Source organism: Bradyrhizobium frederickii, assembly GCF_004570865.1.
Classification (GTDB): Bacteria; Pseudomonadota; Alphaproteobacteria; order Rhizobiales; family Xanthobacteraceae; genus Bradyrhizobium; species Bradyrhizobium frederickii.
On record NZ_SPQS01000053.1, the window covers coordinates 1 to 14,920 of the forward strand.

Genomic DNA, 14,920 nt, shown 5'->3' on the forward strand with positions numbered 1-14,920 from the left:
CTCCCCGGCCCGCCCGCCGAGCGATGCCGAGCGGCGCATGGCCGCCAACATGGCGATGCAGCCGAAGGACGCCGCCGAGATCCACGACATGTTCTTCGGCGCCGGCCCATCCGAGCGCGCGCTGATTCTGCACAACCTGGCGCAGACCCCGCTGAAGGCCGCGCCGCGGATCCCGACCGTGCGTGCCAAGCGTGCGATTCAGATCCTGGAGATGGCCGCGATCGCGGGCGACGTCGAGAGCTTCGCCCTGGAGCTCGGCGATAGCCTGATCCTGCCCTCGCGCGTCGCAGCCCAGATCGTCGACGATGCCGGCGGCGAAGCCCTCGCGGTCGCGGCGCGCGCGCTCGACATGCCGAGCCCGAACTTCCAGCGCATCCTGCTGTTCTTCAAGCCGGAGATCGGCAATTCCGTGAACGAGGTGTACCGGCTGGCGCGGCTCTATGACCGCCTCAGCGACCGCTCGGCGCTGGTGATGCTGGCGGCCTGGCGCGGCTCGACGCTTGCCGTCACCCGCGCCAAGTACCAGCCGTCACTGCACGACGGCGAGCGCCAGCGCGCCCGCGCCGGCGCGGCCCAGACGCGGCCGGGCGTGCAGCCGGGTGCGCTGCCGGCGGTGCGGAAGGGCACCGGCGGGTCGTCGGAGCGGTGATCCCGTTCGCGCGCTGACGCTGAGCGTGGTGCGCGCAGCATCCCTCCGAGTTCGTCATTGCGAACGCTGCAAGCGACACATTTTCCGCTCGTGCCCCGGACGCAGCGCAGCGCCCCCGGCGATGCGAAGCATCGTCCGGAGCGGTGCGCTGCAGAGCCGGGGCCCATCTCACCGCGTCCGGTCATGCCGCCGCTGGGTCCCGGCTCTGCACGGCGACGCTGACGCGTCGCCGCTTGTCCGGGACACGGGCCGATCGCGGTCACGTCCTCGCCAATTCCAGAAAATGCCGTCCGGCGCGATCCTCGGTCTCGACGATCCAGGCGTCCGGATCGAAGCGGATTTCCCTGGTCAGCCGTTCCTCGACGGTGTGCTCCGGCAGAGCTTGCGGCGCGACCGGCACGAAGAAGCGATCGACCGGGCGGCCGTCGTCGTAAGAGGTCTGCGGGGCCGGCACGTAGAGCATCGCATGGCCGTTGAGCAGCGACACCTTCACGAACACCGCTCCCGCCTCCTCGGCACCGCGACGGCGCACCGCGCCGAACACGCCTTCGGTCTGGCACCGGCGCAGATAGGCGGCGACCCATATGTTGGATTTCAAACGCATGAGTCGAACGATAGGCCAGCGTGACGCGCGCCGCCAGTGTCAGCGTCCGATTGTCACGCCTTGCCGACGCCTTGCCCTTGCCCGCCATTGATCTGGCGCGCGACGAGGTATGACAGCGGCATTGCGAGCGCAAAGCCGACGGCGACAGCATAGGGGATGTTCCTGATGGAGTGGGCGGCGAAGGTCGGCACCATCAGCACGACGATCAGGCTGACGCCCGCCAGCACCGTACCCAGCATGATCCAGACCAGAACGGAGACCTTGAACATGGCACCCTCTCTTCTTCGTTGAAGATGGGCGATCATGGTCCCCGAGGCTGGCGGCCGTCATTGATCCCAAGCAAATCGCGCCGGCGGGACGCAGCCTTCGCGCGATGCCGCAAGTTGATCCGCGTCAATGACAGTGGGGATGCGCTCTATTCGACGGGGTGGCCGATCGCGGCGCCGAGCTCGCGCAGCAGCCGATCGGACAGCTGGCCGGTGACCTGCATCTTGTGCTCGCGCTCGAACTTCTGGATCGCCGACTGGGTCTCGCCGCTCATCGTGCCCGTGATCTTCAGATTGCCGTAGCCGTATTCGGACAGCGCGCGCTGCACGCCGGCGATACGCCGCGCGGCCGGACTTTGCGGCACGGGAATCGGAGCCGGCGGGCGCATGGCGGACGGCGGCGCCGAGGTCGTCGCCTTGACCAGATTGGTCATGGGATCGTTCGCGCGCGTCGATGCGGTCGCCTCGACGGGTTTCTCCGGCGCCTTCTCGGCGGCGCGCTCGGCAGGTTTGGGCTCGGCGCGGAACTCGGTCGCGCGCGGCTCGAGCGGCGAGGTATCGGCGCCGACGGGGCGCGGACGCGGCAAGGGGTTCGACAGCTGCATCGATGACGGCGCAGGCAGATTGATCACGGTGCCGAACATCGGCGCCGGGTGCCGGCCGGTCTGCAGGAACAGCGCATTGGCAACGATCGCGCCGATCGCAGCGACGGCGACGAGACCGGCCAGCGTGTCCTTGGGGCTGTGCAGCAGCACGCGCATCACGAGGTTGCGCTCGGTCTCGACATCGACCGTCGCGGCCTTGGCACCACGGCGGCGCGGAGCGGCTTCGTCCTTGGCAGACTTCTTAGGCACTTTTCTTCACCAGAGCGGGTTGGTCCTGAGACTGGTCGTGAGCTTGGTCTTGAAGCTCCTGACCTTGAAGTTCCTGGCGCAGCACCGGCGTCAGCGTCGCGATCTTGCTCTCGGCCGCCTTGACTTGCGGCGGCGTGTAGACGAGCGGCAGCCTGACGGTGACGGCGGTGCCCTCTCCCAGGCTGCTTTGTACCGCCAATTCGCCGAGATGCAACGCCACGAGGCTCTTCACGATCGACAATCCGAGGCCGGTGCCTTCGTGACGGCGCTGATAGGTCCTGCCCGCCTGGAAGAACGGCGCGCCGATGCGCTTGAGATCGTCGGGCGCGATGCCGACGCCGGTGTCGCTGATGCGCAGCATCAGCTGCGAGCCGGTCACCGCGGCGGAAACGGAAACCTGACCGCCGCGCTCGGTGAACTTGATGGCGTTGGCGACGAGATTGAGCACGATCTGCTTGAAGGCCCTGGGATCGCCGGTCATGACAGGCAGGTGGTGCGGCGCGTCGGTGATGAGGTCGACGCCGTTTTCCCGCGCCTTCAGCGCCAGGAGATTGCAGCAATGCAAGAGCGAGGCGCGCGGCGCGAACGGCTCGGACGCGATCTCGAAATTGCCCGATTCCATCTTCGACATGTCCAGGATGCCGTTGACGACCGACAGCAGATGCTGGCCGGAATCGTTGATGAGCTGGGCATATTCCCGGCGCTGGGCCGCGCCCAGCATCAGGGTCTGCTCCTGCGCGATCATCTCGGAGAAGCCGATGATGGCGTTCAACGGCGTCCGCAGCTCGTGACTCATGGTGGCGAGGAAGCGCGTCTTGGCGGCATCGGCCGCTTCGGCGGCGCTGCGCGCCTGCTCGAGCGCCTGCTCGGACAGCTTGTGGTCGGTGACGTCGCGCATCACGGCGACGACGTCGGCCTCACGCGTGACGTCTCCATTCGGATTCTGGCCCAGATCCCGGTCGCGCGGACGGCAGCGCATCTGGACCCAGAGAAAATCGACCTGACCGCGCTCCGAACCATCAGCCTCGCGCCGCAGCCGGAACTCGACGCTGCGCGCCTCGCCGCGCGCGGCATCGGACAGCGCGGTGAGATAGGCCGGGCGATCGCCGACGTGGACGCGGTCGAACAGGCCATGACCGAGCAGTTGCGCCACGGGCACGCCGAGCATGGCCTCCGCCGCCGGCGAGATGAACTGCACCGCGCCGTTGCGCTGATGCCGCGAGATCACATCGCTCATGTTGCGGGCGAGCAGGCGATAGCGCTCCTCTTCGCGCGAAAGCAGCGCCACGCTGGTGCGCGCGAGCGATTCCGCGCCGAACGCAAGGCCCGCGGCATAGAGCGTCGCCGAGACGACACCGCAGGCCATCAGCACGCCGCGGTCCGCGGCGCTGATGTCTGCGGGCGGCAGCCAGCCGAGCTGAGTGAGTAGGATCAGGAGGCCCGCACAGGACAGTGCGAGCAAGGAGGCGAAGGCGGCGACGCGGCGCGAGGCCGACAGCGCGGCTTCGAGCGGAACCACGACCAGCCAGACCGCGGCGAACGATTCGATGCCGCCCGTGGAGCCCGCGACCGCCATGATCAGGCCGGCGAGCGCCAGCGACGACAGCACATGCGCGCCTTCATAGCGTCCAGTGCGCGACAGGAACCAGGACAACAGGATCGGCGCGATCAGCCATGCGAAAGCGGCGACCTCGACCGCGCTCGGTGCGCCCCGCAGGGCCAGATAGACCGGGAATGCGGCGAAGGCACCCAGGCTGCCGAGCAGCCGCGGCGCCATGAAGGCACGGTGGCGCGCTCGCATCAGCGCATCGGAACGCGCGGAGGGATGCAGCAGTGCATCGAGACAATCGCGGATGATACTCAAAACTGTCACGGGTCTCGCGCTTCGGCTCAATCGTCGTAGAAGACGCGCCGGAACGCCTCCTTGTCGTTGAGCCACCGTGTCAGAGCGACCTTAAACGAGTGCTAAGGCGGCGCGGCACGCGACCGGACGCCGGGACATCGCGGGGCTTTTTAGACGATTTGACGACGTCTTCGCTGCGGATGGTGAACACAGGGTTTCACCTTTCCGCTGATGGTTTCGAATTGGTGGATATGCCTGCCGGCAGAATCGCGGGCCGCGGCGTCAATCGAAAATTTACGACGCCGTCGATCCCGAAGAATCTTGCGTCAATTTTCCGCGAATTAAGCTCAAGGCAATGACTTGCGATTTATCGAGAGTTGCTAGGTCGAAACGCGCGCGGACCATCGCCGCGGACGGGATCTACCATACAGGTCGATAAGATGCGTTTTCTGCTCCGCATCACATTCTGGCTCGGGCTGGTGCTGGTGCTCCTGCCGCGGGACAAGACGCCCGAATCGGACAAGCTGCCGCAGATCGGCGCTGCCGACGCGGTTCAGGCTGCGACCGCGGCCGTCTCCGACATGACCCAGTTCTGCAAGCGCCAGCCGGCGGCCTGCGAGGTCGGCGGACAGGCCGCGACCATCATCGGCCAGCGCGCCCAGGACGGCGCCCGCAAAATCTACCAGATCATCAACGACAAGAAGGAGCAGATCGACAAGAACGAGAAGATCGAGAAGAACGACAAGAAGGCCCCCGACCACACCGGCTCGATCGCGATGGCCGGCGAAGGCGATGCCGCCTCGAGCGAAGCGCCGCGCGACACCCTGAGCCAGGACGACCTCGCGCTGGAATGGCGCGGCCCGCCGGCGAATTAGCGTCAAACCCTATCGATTTCGGCGCCTCGCATCCCTATATTGGCGGGAAGCGGGAACTTTGGGCCAGCATGACGACGATCGACGAAATCAGGGACAATTTCGAGCTTCTGGACGAGTGGGACGACCGCTACCGGTACGTCATCGAGCTTGGCCGGACCCTGGAACCGATGCCGGAGGCCGAGCACTCCGCCGAGAACAAGGTGAACGGCTGTGTCAGCCAGGTCTGGCTGCAGAAGCTGGTCGACCGCAGCAAGGGTGTTCCGATCCTGAGGTATCGCGGCGATAGCGACGCGCATATCGTGCGCGGGCTGGTCGCGATCGTGCTGTCGCTCTATTCGGGCCGCACGCCGCAGGAGATTCTGGAGACCGACGCCATCGCCGTGTTCGACGAGTTCGGCTTTCGCGATCACCTGACGCCGCAGCGCTCAAACGGCCTGCGCTCGATGGTCGAGCGCATCAAGAGAGACGCGAAAGCGGCGCTCGCGGAAGCGACGTAAGAGGCTTCGTAGGGTGGGTTAGGCGAAGCCGTAACCCACCGCTTCTCTATCCGCAGAAGCAGAAGTGGTGGGTTACGCTGCGCTAACCCACCCTACGAGAGCAGTGACCCGCACTACTTCCCCTTCTTCCGCTGCTGCTGTCCCAAGCCCATCTGCTTCGCCAGTTGCGAGCGCGCCACGGCATAGTTGGGCGCGACCATGGGATAGTCGGCCGGCAGGCCCCATTTCTCGCGGTATTGCTCCGGCGTCATGTTGTACTGGGTGCGCAGATGACGCTTCAGCGACTTGAACCGCTTGCCGTCTTCCAGGCAGACCAGATAATCGGGCGCGATCGACTTCTTCAGTGAGACCGCCGGCTTGGCCGGTTCGAGCGGGGCGGTCTCGGCGCGGCCGGACGACACCCGCACCAGGGCGCCATGCACCTGGCTGATCAGGTTCGGAATTTCCGCAGCCGGCGTCGGATTGTTGCTGAGATAGGCCGACACGATATTCGCCGTCAGCTCGATGAAATTCTTCGCCCCCGCGTCCGACATCGGCCCACCCTCTCTCCACCTTGCGCCCCACGGGGATAGACGACGCCGGACTATTCCCTGTCAACAATGCGTTGGGCCGAAACGAGTCGATGACTGACGAGGTGACACCAACGGCGGCGCTGACCTCTGCGCAGCCGCCTCAGCCGCGCTGGTCGAGATGGGAACGGAGCTCGTCGATGGAGGCAAAGCGCATCATGCCCTCCGGCATCTGCGCTTCGATCGAGCCGTCGGAATAGAGCGAATAGGCCATGCCGTCGACGATTCCGGACTTGAGCACGGTCACGGGCGGCTGCTCGGGCGCGGCCGGCGGCTCGGGTGCGGGTGGCGGCGGGGGAGCGGCTTCCGCAGAGGGCGAGCGCGGCGGCGGCCGGCGCGAACCGACCGGCGGCTCCGGCGGGCGCATGCGCTCCGGCTTCGGCCAGGCGTCGTCGAAACTGGCAGGCGGAACGTCCTGCGCCGCGGGCACTGCGGGTGCTTCGTGAGGCGGCGGCGCCCCCTCGGTTGTCTTCGCCTCCGCGCGCTCGCGCTCCTTGCGCGAGCTCGAGGCGAACAACAGGTTGCGCCGGCGCGGCGCTTCCGGAACCGCGGGCGGCGGCGGGGCTTCCGGCTCCGGCGGTGTCTCGAGACGCGGACGCTCGCGCGCGGCGGCTTCGCTCTGCCACGGCGGCGGGCCTGCGGCCGGTGGCGGCGGTGGTGCCGACTCGGTCCTTGCCGCCGAGGCAGGCATCGGCTCGGGCGCAACGGCGCCTGATGCGGCAAGGCCCGGCAGCACGGGCCTGACCCGCACCTCGGACGGCGCACCGGCCAGCCGGCGAGCGATGCCCCGCAGCTCGGTGACCACGAGATAGAGGCCGGCCAGTAACAGTCCGGAGCAGACGGCGATCGTTCCCGCGATTATGAGGGGACTGCCGAGGCTGAACTCCCTGACGGAGAAGCCAAACAGGATCGAAAGGAGGCCCGCCACGACGGCGAAAATCCCCGCGATCAACAATGCCAAGGTCATCGAACTCACCCCCGGCCGCACATCCACGCGCGACCCGTCACGCCACGATATCGTCATACGCCGGTCCGCGCCAACGGCCAATTGCAGCCTGCGTTCCTAATGGGAAGGAAATCAGGGACTTATTCACATTCCCTTCAGACAGGGCTCGCTACTGCTAGGCTGCTCTGAAATCGGGAATTGCTGCGGCGCATCAGGAATTTAGCCATAATGCCCAATTACTTGGTAATGGAACTGCGCTATAGGGAGTCCGGGGTTGAGGCCCGCGCGCACCAGCAGGGCCAAGAGGGGATTCCGGGGCACCGATAGCCATGACATCCATCACGACTTCGGCGATCGACACGCCTCAACGGCGCTCGGTCGAACGGACTTGCGACGATCTCGCCATGCTGGTGCTGGCTGTGGTCGCCGTCATTGCAGGCTTGACCTTCCGCGACTACGGCCTCGGCTGGGACGATTACACCCACGCTGAATATGCCGACCTGCTGCTGCGCATGTTCGGTTCCGGCTTCAAGGACATTGCGGCGCTCTCCTTCGCCAATCTCTATATGTATGGCGGCGGCTTCGACATGGTCGCGGCCCTCCTGCACAAGATCATTCCGCTCGAATTGTTCGAGACGCGACGTCTGGTCGGCGCCGTCGTCGGCGTGATCGGGCTCGCGGTGACGTGGCGGCTCGGCCGCCGTATCGGCGGCCCGCTTGCCGGTCTTGCCGCGCTCCTGCTGCTCGCGCTGTGCCCGATCTTCTACGGCCACATGTTCATGAACCCGAAGGACGCGCCCTTCGCGGTGGCCATGATCATCCTGATGCTGGGCCTCGTCCGGCTCGCCGAGGAATATCCGCAGCCCTCGCCGCGCACGATCCTGATCGTCGGGCTCGGCGCCGGTCTTTCGCTCGGCTGCCGCGTTCTCGGCGGGCTCGCCCTGGTCTACGCCTTGCTCGGCTTCATCCCGCTGTTGTTGGAGGAACTGCGCAGCGAGGGCCTGCGCGAGTCGGTTCGCCGCTTCGCCCATGTCGTCTATGTGCTGCTGCCCGGTCTCGTATTCGGCTATCTCGTGATGGGCCTGATCTGGCCGTGGTCGATCATGGAGCCCGGCAATCCCTTCCAGGCGCTGACCTACTTCTCGCACTTCTTCGAGAAGCCGTGGAAGGAGATGTTCGACGGCGCGATCGTGTCGGTGCCCGACATGCCGTGGTCCTATCTGCCGACGCTGTTCGCGCTCCAGCTGCCCGAGGTGATGCTGGTCTTGACGGCCGGCGCCGTGTTCAGCACCTTCGCCATGCTGGCGCGAGGCGAAGTGCCGGCGCGGCGCAAGACCATCATGCTGATGCTGACGCTGGCTGCGACCCTGCCGCTTGTGATCGCGATGGTGAAGCGGCCGGCGCTGTACAACGGCATCCGCCATTTCGTGTTCGTGATTCCGCCGATGGCGGTGCTCGCCGGCGTCGCCTTCGCCCGGGCGATGGAGCGCCTGCGCGCCAATCACCGCACCTGGCAGCCCGTCGTGCTCGCCACCTTCTGCTTCGGCCTCGCGTTGCCGCTCGCCGAGATGATCCGGCTGCATCCCTATCAATACACGCACTTCAACCACATCGCCGGCACCGTGCGCGGCGCCGACAACCGCTTCATGCTGGACTATTGGGGCCTCGCGCTGAAGCAGGCCTCCGACGGATTGCGCGAGCAGATCGTCGAGCGCCAGGAAGTGCCGCCGCTAAATCGCAAATGGAAGGTCGCGGTGTGCGGTCCGCAGCGCCCGGCGCAGGTCGCCCTCGGCCCCGACTTCACCATTGGCTGGGATTCCAACGCGGCCGATTTCGCCATGACGCTCAGCGAGTTCTACTGCAAGGGCCTCACCGCGCCGGTGCTGGTCGAGATCAAGCGCGACGACGTGGTGTTCGCCCGTGTCTACGACATCCGCGGCCGCGGCATCTCCAGCCTGCTGTCGATCCCGGCGCCGTAATGATTTTCTCCCGTAGCGCTTCCGCCTTCGCTCTTCGAGCTACGGCGGACAAGCATGCGGGCTACGCTTGACTGCCGCGCTGCTAACGCGCCTTGCCGCCATTCACCACCAGGACTAGGCTCCCTCCCCGCAACAACGATGTTCGGAGAGATCAGCCATGTCGCCAGCGGAAGCGCGCCTGAAGGAAATGCCGTCGAACATGACGGAGGCCGAGTGGCAGCAACGGGTCAATCTGGCCGCCTGCTATCGTCTGGTCGCGCTGTACGGCTGGGACGATCTGGTCGACACCCACATATCCGCGCGCGTGCCCGGCCCCGATCATCACTTCCTCATCAATCCCTACGGACTGATGTTCGAGGAGATCACGGCGTCGAGCCTCGTCAAGGTCGATTTGCACGGCAACCAGCTCTCCGAGAGCGAATACAGCATCAACCCGGCGGGCTTCACCATTCATTCGGCGATCCACGAGGTCCGCGAGGACGCGATCTGCGTGCTGCATCTCCACACGCTCGACGGCACCGCGGTGTCGAGCAGCGCAGAAGGCCTGTTGCCGCTGAACCAGACCGCTCAGCTCGTCACCCACGACCTCGCCTATCACGACTACGAAGGCATCGCACTGGACCACGACGAGCGGCCGCGGCTGCAGAAGGATCTCGGCGACCACAATCACATGCTGCTGCGCAATCACGGCACGCTGACGGTCGGCCGCTCGGTCGCCTCCGCCTTCGAGCGCATGTACCACCTCGAGCGCGCCTGCTCGATGCAGGTGCGCACGCGCGCGCTCGGCACGCCGGTCTATCCGGTCGAGGAGACCGCGATCGAGAAGAACACCGAGCTGCTCGCCAACCGTGATCGCGCCGAGCTGCGCGCCACCAACCTGGTGTGGCCGCCGCTGCTGCGTAAGCTCGACCGCGAGCTTCCGGGCTATCGGTCTTGAGATTTTCACGAATTTGAGGTAGTCTCTTTGCCGAACTACCTCTGCACGTCTGGAATGAAACGCCGCCCAATCCCGGGCGGCGTTTTTGTTGGCCAGATCTCGTAGGGTGGGCAAAGCGACTTGTCCGCCGTAGCTCGAAGAGCGAAGGCGGAAGCGTGCCCACGTCTTCTCTGTTTGGAATCACTGAGAAGTGGTGGGCACGGCGCGTTGCGCCTTTGCCCACCCTACGGCACTACAGCGCTACGGCACCTGCGCCTATTTCACCTCCGCCAGCGCCGCCAGGATGCGGGCCCAGGAGCGGATGCCTTTCTGGAAGCTGCGCAGGTCGTACTTCTCGTTCGGCGAGTGGATGTTATCGTCGTCGAGGCCGAAGCCGACCAGCAGCGAGTCGAGGCCGAGCGTGCGCTTGAAGTCGGCGACGATCGGGATCGAGGCGCCGGAGCCCATCAGCACGGTCTCCTTGCCCCATTCGTCCGTGAGCGCCTTGCTGGCGGCGGCGAGCGGCTTCATGTTCCAGTCGAGTGCGACGGCGGGTGCGGCGGAATGGTCGCCGAACTCGACCTTGCAGTCGCCCGGAAGCCGTGCGGTGACGTAATCGCGGAAGGCTTTGCGGATCTTTTGCGGGTCCTGCCCTTCGACCAGGCGGAACGAGACCTTGGCCGAGGCATGCGAGGGGATCACCGTCTTGGAGCCCTCGCCGATATAGCCGCCCCAGATGCCGTTGACGTCGCAGGTCGGGCGCGACGAGGCCTGCTCGATCAGGAGGCGCCCCTTCTCGCCGGCAGGGATCGACAGGCCGATCGGCTTCAGGAACATCTCAGGCGTCAGGTTGAGCTTCTTCCATTGCGCGAGGATGTCGGGCGGCAGATCCTTCACCCCGTCATAGAAGCCGGGAATGGTGATGCGGTTGTCGTCGTCGAACAGGCCGCCCAGAATTTTCGTGAGCACCCGGATCGGGTTCATCGCGCTGCCGCCGAACACGCCGGAATGCAGGTCGCGATTGGCGGCGGTGATCTTCAGCTCTTCATAGAGCAGGCCGCGCAGCGAGGTCGTGATCGCCGGCGTGTTGCGGTCCCACATGCCGGTGTCGCAGACCAGCACGTAGTCGGCCTTGAACTCGTCCTTGTTGGCCTCGATGAAGGGCACGAAATTCTTCGAGCCGACCTCCTCCTCGCCTTCGATCAGGAAGGTGACGTCGATCGGCAGCGAGCCCGTCACATTTTTCCAGGCGCGGCAGGCTTCCACGAAGGTCATCACCTGGCCCTTGTCGTCCTCGGCGCCGCGCGCGACGATGATCTTGCGGCCGTCGGCGTGGTCGGTCACCACAGGCTCGAACGGCGGGCGGTGCCAGAGATCGAGCGGATCGACCGGCTGCACATCATAATGGCCGTAAAAGATCACGTGCGGCCGCCCGCCGGCCCCGGTCTTGCCGACGATGGCGGGATGGCCCGCGGTCGGCCTCACCTCGGTCGCGACACCGAGGCTCGCAATGTCCTTGGCGAGATGCTCCGCCGCCGCCTTGCAATCGCCGGCAAAGGCCGGATCCGCGGAGATCGACTTGATCCGGAGCAGCGCGAACAGACGCTCCAGGCTGTTGTCGAAGTCCTTGTCGATGTGGTCGAGCACGGATTGAAGCTGCGCATTGGCCATGGTCGTGTTCCTGATTGCCGGTGTCGAGACGTCTAACGCTTTTAGCGCCGACGCCGCGGCGGTGCCAGCCGCGTCACGACATCGCAACCCCGCCGAAGGCGAGCCTCTGGAAGGATGCGCATAGCGGGCTGCCTAAAGCGCGATGAGATTTGGCTGAATTGTCATCGCGCTTCAGGTTGTTGTTTGCGCGTGATCCTTCCGGAAAACCGCTTCGCACTTTTCCGGATCATGCTCTAGCGCCGCAGCAATCCGCCGAGCGCGCCGCGGACCAGCGTGCGGCCGATCGAGCCGCCGAGCTGGCCGCCGAGCGATTTGCCGATATTGGCGGCCATCCCGCCGATCACCTGGTTGGTGACCGATCGCGTCACGTCGCGCGCGATGACCTGGCCCGTCGACATCCGGCCGCGTTTGACGTTGGTGCCGAACACGGTGCCGACGATCGAGCCGATCTGGCCGAGAATGCCGCCGCCGCTCGCGCCAGCCGGGCCGTCGGCCGTCGCCGCCGTGCCGGCGATGCGCTTCTGGATCATCTCGTAAGCGGACTCTTCGTCGACGGCGGTGTCGTATTTGCCCTTCACCGGGCTTGCAGCCATGATCGCCTTGCGCTCGTCGGGGGTAATCGACCCGATGCGGGCCGACGGCGGACGGATCATCACCCGCTCGACCATGGCCGGCGTGCCATTGCCCTCGAGGAAGGACACCAGCGCCTCGCCCTTGCCGAGCTCCGTGATCACCTTGGCCGTGTCGAGCTTCGGATTGGGCCGGAAGGTCTGGGCCGCAGCCGCGACCGCCTTCTGGTCGCGCGGAGTGAAGGCGCGCAACGCGTGCTGCACCCGGTTACCCAGCTGTCCGAGCACACGGTCCGGCACGTCGATCGGGTTCTGCGTCACGAAGTAGACGCCGATGCCCTTGGAGCGGATCAGGCGGACCACCTGCTCGATCTTGTCCAACAGCGCCTTGGGCGCGTCATTGAACAAGAGATGCGCCTCGTCGAAGAAGAACACCAGCTTCGGCTTGGGCAGATCGCCGGCCTCGGGCAGCTCTTCGAACAGCTCCGACAACATCCACAGCAGGAAGGTTGCGTAAAGCCTGGGGCTCTGCAGCAGCTTGTCGGCAACCAGGATATTGACCATGCCGCGGCCATCGCGGTCCGTCTTCATGAAGTCCTGCAGCGCCAGCGCGGGCTCGCCGAAGAATTTGGTGCCGCCCTGGTTCTCCAGCACCAGGAGCTGGCGCTGGATGGTGCCGACGGTGGCCTTGGTGACGTTGCCGAACCCCTGCGCGGCCTTGCGGATGGCGGCGAGCGGATTCTCCTCCGCGTCCGCCGCCTTCTTCCCGCTGTCGGGCACGATGGCGTCGAGCAGCGCGCGCAGATCCTTCATATCGATGAGGGTCAGTCCGGCGTCGTCGGCGACGCGGAAGGCGACGTTGAGCACGCCTTCCTGCACGTCGTTCAGATCGAGCATGCGCGCGAGCAGAAGCGGCCCCATTTCCGTGACGGTCGCGCGCACCGGGTGGCCCTGCTCGCCGAACACGTCCCAGAACACGGTCGAGAACTGGTCGGGCTGGAAATTCAGTCCCATTCCGGAGGCGCGCTTGAGGATGAAGTCCGCGGGCACGCCGACCTCCGAGATGCCGGAGAGGTCGCCCTTGACGTCGGCGGCGAAGACCGGAACACCGGCGCGCGCAAATCCTTCCGCCATCACCTGCAGCGTCACGGTCTTGCCGGTTCCGGTTGCACCGGTGACGAGGCCGTGGCGATTGGCGAGCGCCAGCGTCAGCCAGGCCTGCTCGTCTCCCTTGCCGACGAAGATCTTGTCGTCGGTATCGCCGAGCTTGCTGTCCTGTGCGGTCATTCTTCTCTCTGATCTCTTCTTGCCGGGTTTCACGTATCGAAACTCGAATGCACCAGTTCCGTAGTTTAGCGCATGTCGCGCGCCGATTAAAACCGTTCAACGCAGTCGAAGCATGCGACATTGCCGGAAACAGACGGACAACATCAGCCGAAAGTAGGGGCGAGCCGTTCGCAACGCGGCAATTTTTCGCCGATTCCATCTCCGCTCTTGCACCGCTGCAACACTTTTCGCGCCTTCGAAGATGAATCGCTCCGACGCCCGCGTTCATCGCTTGAATTTCACATCACACCGGCTCAAGATCATTTTCGAAAGAAATACTCCGGCATGCAACCGGCTGAGGGGCGGACCTTATGGACGAACTGATCGGGCGGCTGGCGACAAACGCCAGCATAGATAGTGCTGTCGCTGAAAAGACCGTCGGCATCATCCTGGGCTTCCTCCGCAGCGAGGGTCCTCCCGATAGCGTGCAGGCCCTGATAGATCAGATTCCCGGAGCGGAAGCCGCGATCGAGGCATCCCGCAGCGGCGGCGGACTGTCGCGGCTGATGGGCGGCGGCCTGATGGCGGTCGGCACGCGCCTGATGGGCCTGGGGCTCGGCATGTCCGAAATTCAAAACGTCGCCCGTGAACTTTTCCGCTACGGTCGAGACAAAATCGGAGCAGATCAGATGGGCAGGATCGTTGCGGGGACGCCGGGCCTCAGCCAGTTCGCCTGAAGCTTCGGCATTTCATATCGAGTATCATGACATATCCGATCTCCGAGATTGAGGGCCTGTCGGTCTTTGCCGCCAACAAGTTGAAGGCGCAGGGCATCCGCACCACCGACGCGCTGCTCGAGGCGGCCGGCACGGTGAAGGGCCGCAAGGCGCTTTCCGCCAAGACCGGCATCAGCGAGCAGCTGCTGCTGGAATGGGCCAACGTGTCCGACTACATGCGCATCCCCGGCATGGGCCGGGCCAAGGTCGGCCTGGTCCGCGCCGCCGGCGTCACCACCGTGCGCGAGCTCGCCTACAGAAATCCGGCAAGGCTCGCCCAGAGCATGCGCGACGCCAACGAGAAGAAGAAGCTGCTGCGCATCCTGCCTTCCGAGAAGTCGGTCGGCGACATCATCGCCAAGGCGAAGAAGCTGCAGCCGAAGATCACGTATTAGCTCCGCTTTCCGCATACGGATTCAGCCACGCTACCCTGGGTGTCGTCCCGGCGAACGCCGGGACCCATAACCACAGGGAGTAGTTTGGCGAAGACCAATCGTTCGGTACTCCGACTTTCCGCAGTCGATCGATTCCGCGGTATGGGTCCCGGCGTTCGCCGGGACGACAGCTGGGACGATGCGCGAGAGTGCCACAATATCGGCGCCGCTCGCGGATACCGCCCCGTCCCGCCTTGAACTCCCCC

Annotated in this window: 15 protein-coding genes; 7 read left to right on the plus strand and 8 right to left on the minus strand. The window is 65.7% G+C overall.

Features of this window, described 5'->3' with window-relative positions; translation table 11 throughout:
* Positions 1–649, plus strand: a 649-nt coding sequence (locus E4K64_RS37970) for a DUF2336 domain-containing protein (protein ID WP_135167544.1), incomplete at its 5' end; no start/stop codon positions are given.
* Positions 650–908: 259 nt separating this feature from the next.
* Here the strand turns inward: E4K64_RS37970 and E4K64_RS37975 are convergent.
* The 4 genes from E4K64_RS37975 to E4K64_RS37990 all read right to left on the minus strand — a co-directional run bounded on the left by E4K64_RS37975 (position 909) and on the right by E4K64_RS37990 (position 4,246).
* The gene (locus tag E4K64_RS37975) at positions 909–1,253 is read right to left on the minus strand and encodes a DUF1491 family protein (protein ID WP_135167545.1); all 345 of its coding nucleotides are present in this window, start codon (positions 1,251–1,253) and stop codon (positions 909–911) included.
* Positions 1,254–1,306: 53 nt separating this feature from the next.
* On the minus strand, positions 1,307–1,522 hold the full coding sequence (locus tag E4K64_RS37980) for a hypothetical protein (RefSeq protein WP_167772438.1): 216 nt from the start codon (positions 1,520–1,522) through the stop codon (positions 1,307–1,309).
* 146 nt (positions 1,523–1,668) lie between these two features.
* Positions 1,669–2,373, minus strand: a complete 705-nt coding sequence (locus E4K64_RS37985; RefSeq protein ID WP_135167547.1) for a peptidoglycan-binding domain-containing protein — start codon at positions 2,371–2,373, stop codon at positions 1,669–1,671.
* Positions 2,366–4,246 (minus strand): sensor histidine kinase, encoded by a 1,881-nt coding sequence (locus E4K64_RS37990; protein WP_167772439.1) that lies wholly within the window; start codon positions 4,244–4,246, stop codon positions 2,366–2,368. Before E4K64_RS37990 ends, E4K64_RS37985 begins: the two co-directional genes overlap by 8 nt.
* 410 nt (positions 4,247–4,656) lie before the next feature.
* Here E4K64_RS37990 and E4K64_RS37995 point away from each other — a divergent pair, with 410 nt between their 5' ends.
* Positions 4,657–5,091 carry a DUF5330 domain-containing protein gene (locus tag E4K64_RS37995; protein ID WP_135167549.1) on the plus strand — a complete coding sequence of 145 codons (435 nt, stop codon included), beginning with the start codon at positions 4,657–4,659 and terminating at the stop codon, positions 5,089–5,091.
* Positions 5,092–5,159: 68 nt separating this feature from the next.
* On the plus strand, positions 5,160–5,588 hold the full coding sequence (locus tag E4K64_RS38000) for a SufE family protein (protein WP_135167550.1): 429 nt from the start codon (positions 5,160–5,162) through the stop codon (positions 5,586–5,588).
* Positions 5,589–5,701: 113 nt separating this feature from the next.
* Here E4K64_RS38000 and E4K64_RS38005 read toward each other — a convergent pair whose 3' ends face one another.
* Both E4K64_RS38005 and E4K64_RS38010 read right to left on the minus strand, forming a co-directional pair.
* Positions 5,702–6,121: a Ros/MucR family transcriptional regulator gene (locus E4K64_RS38005; RefSeq protein WP_135167551.1), complete on the minus strand. Its 420-nt coding sequence runs from the start codon at positions 6,119–6,121 to the stop codon at positions 5,702–5,704.
* 139 nt (positions 6,122–6,260) lie between these two features.
* A complete protein-coding gene (locus E4K64_RS38010; RefSeq protein ID WP_167772440.1) occupies positions 6,261–7,124 on the minus strand; it encodes a DUF308 domain-containing protein in 864 nt (287 codons plus the stop codon).
* 308 nt (positions 7,125–7,432) lie between these two features.
* On the opposite strand from E4K64_RS38010, the gene E4K64_RS38015 reads away from it, so the two are divergent.
* Together E4K64_RS38015 and E4K64_RS38020 are read left to right on the plus strand one after the other, a co-directional pair.
* The gene (locus E4K64_RS38015) at positions 7,433–9,082 is read left to right on the plus strand and encodes a glycosyltransferase family 39 protein (RefSeq protein ID WP_135167553.1); all 1,650 of its coding nucleotides are present in this window, start codon (positions 7,433–7,435) and stop codon (positions 9,080–9,082) included.
* A gap of 157 nt (positions 9,083–9,239) precedes the next feature.
* Positions 9,240–10,019 (plus strand): class II aldolase/adducin family protein, encoded by a 780-nt coding sequence (locus E4K64_RS38020; RefSeq protein ID WP_135167554.1) that lies wholly within the window; start codon positions 9,240–9,242, stop codon positions 10,017–10,019.
* A 255-nt stretch (positions 10,020–10,274) separates the two neighbouring features.
* On the opposite strand, the gene E4K64_RS38025 is transcribed toward E4K64_RS38020, so the two are convergent.
* Entirely contained in the window at positions 10,275–11,669 is a 1,395-nt protein-coding gene (locus tag E4K64_RS38025) for a M20/M25/M40 family metallo-hydrolase (RefSeq protein WP_135167555.1), read from the minus strand.
* 233 nt (positions 11,670–11,902) lie between these two features.
* Complete coding sequence (locus E4K64_RS38030) at positions 11,903–13,525, minus strand: helicase HerA-like domain-containing protein (protein WP_135167556.1); 1,623 nt, start codon at positions 13,523–13,525, stop codon at positions 11,903–11,905.
* A gap of 350 nt (positions 13,526–13,875) precedes the next feature.
* Here E4K64_RS38030 and E4K64_RS38035 point away from each other — a divergent pair, with 350 nt between their 5' ends.
* Together E4K64_RS38035 and E4K64_RS38040 are read left to right on the plus strand one after the other, a co-directional pair.
* On the plus strand, positions 13,876–14,241 hold the full coding sequence (locus E4K64_RS38035) for a hypothetical protein (protein ID WP_028135382.1): 366 nt from the start codon (positions 13,876–13,878) through the stop codon (positions 14,239–14,241).
* 26 nt (positions 14,242–14,267) lie between these two features.
* Positions 14,268–14,675 (plus strand): DUF4332 domain-containing protein, encoded by a 408-nt coding sequence (locus E4K64_RS38040; protein ID WP_097662917.1) that lies wholly within the window; start codon positions 14,268–14,270, stop codon positions 14,673–14,675.
* Positions 14,676–14,920: the final 245 nt, after the last annotated feature.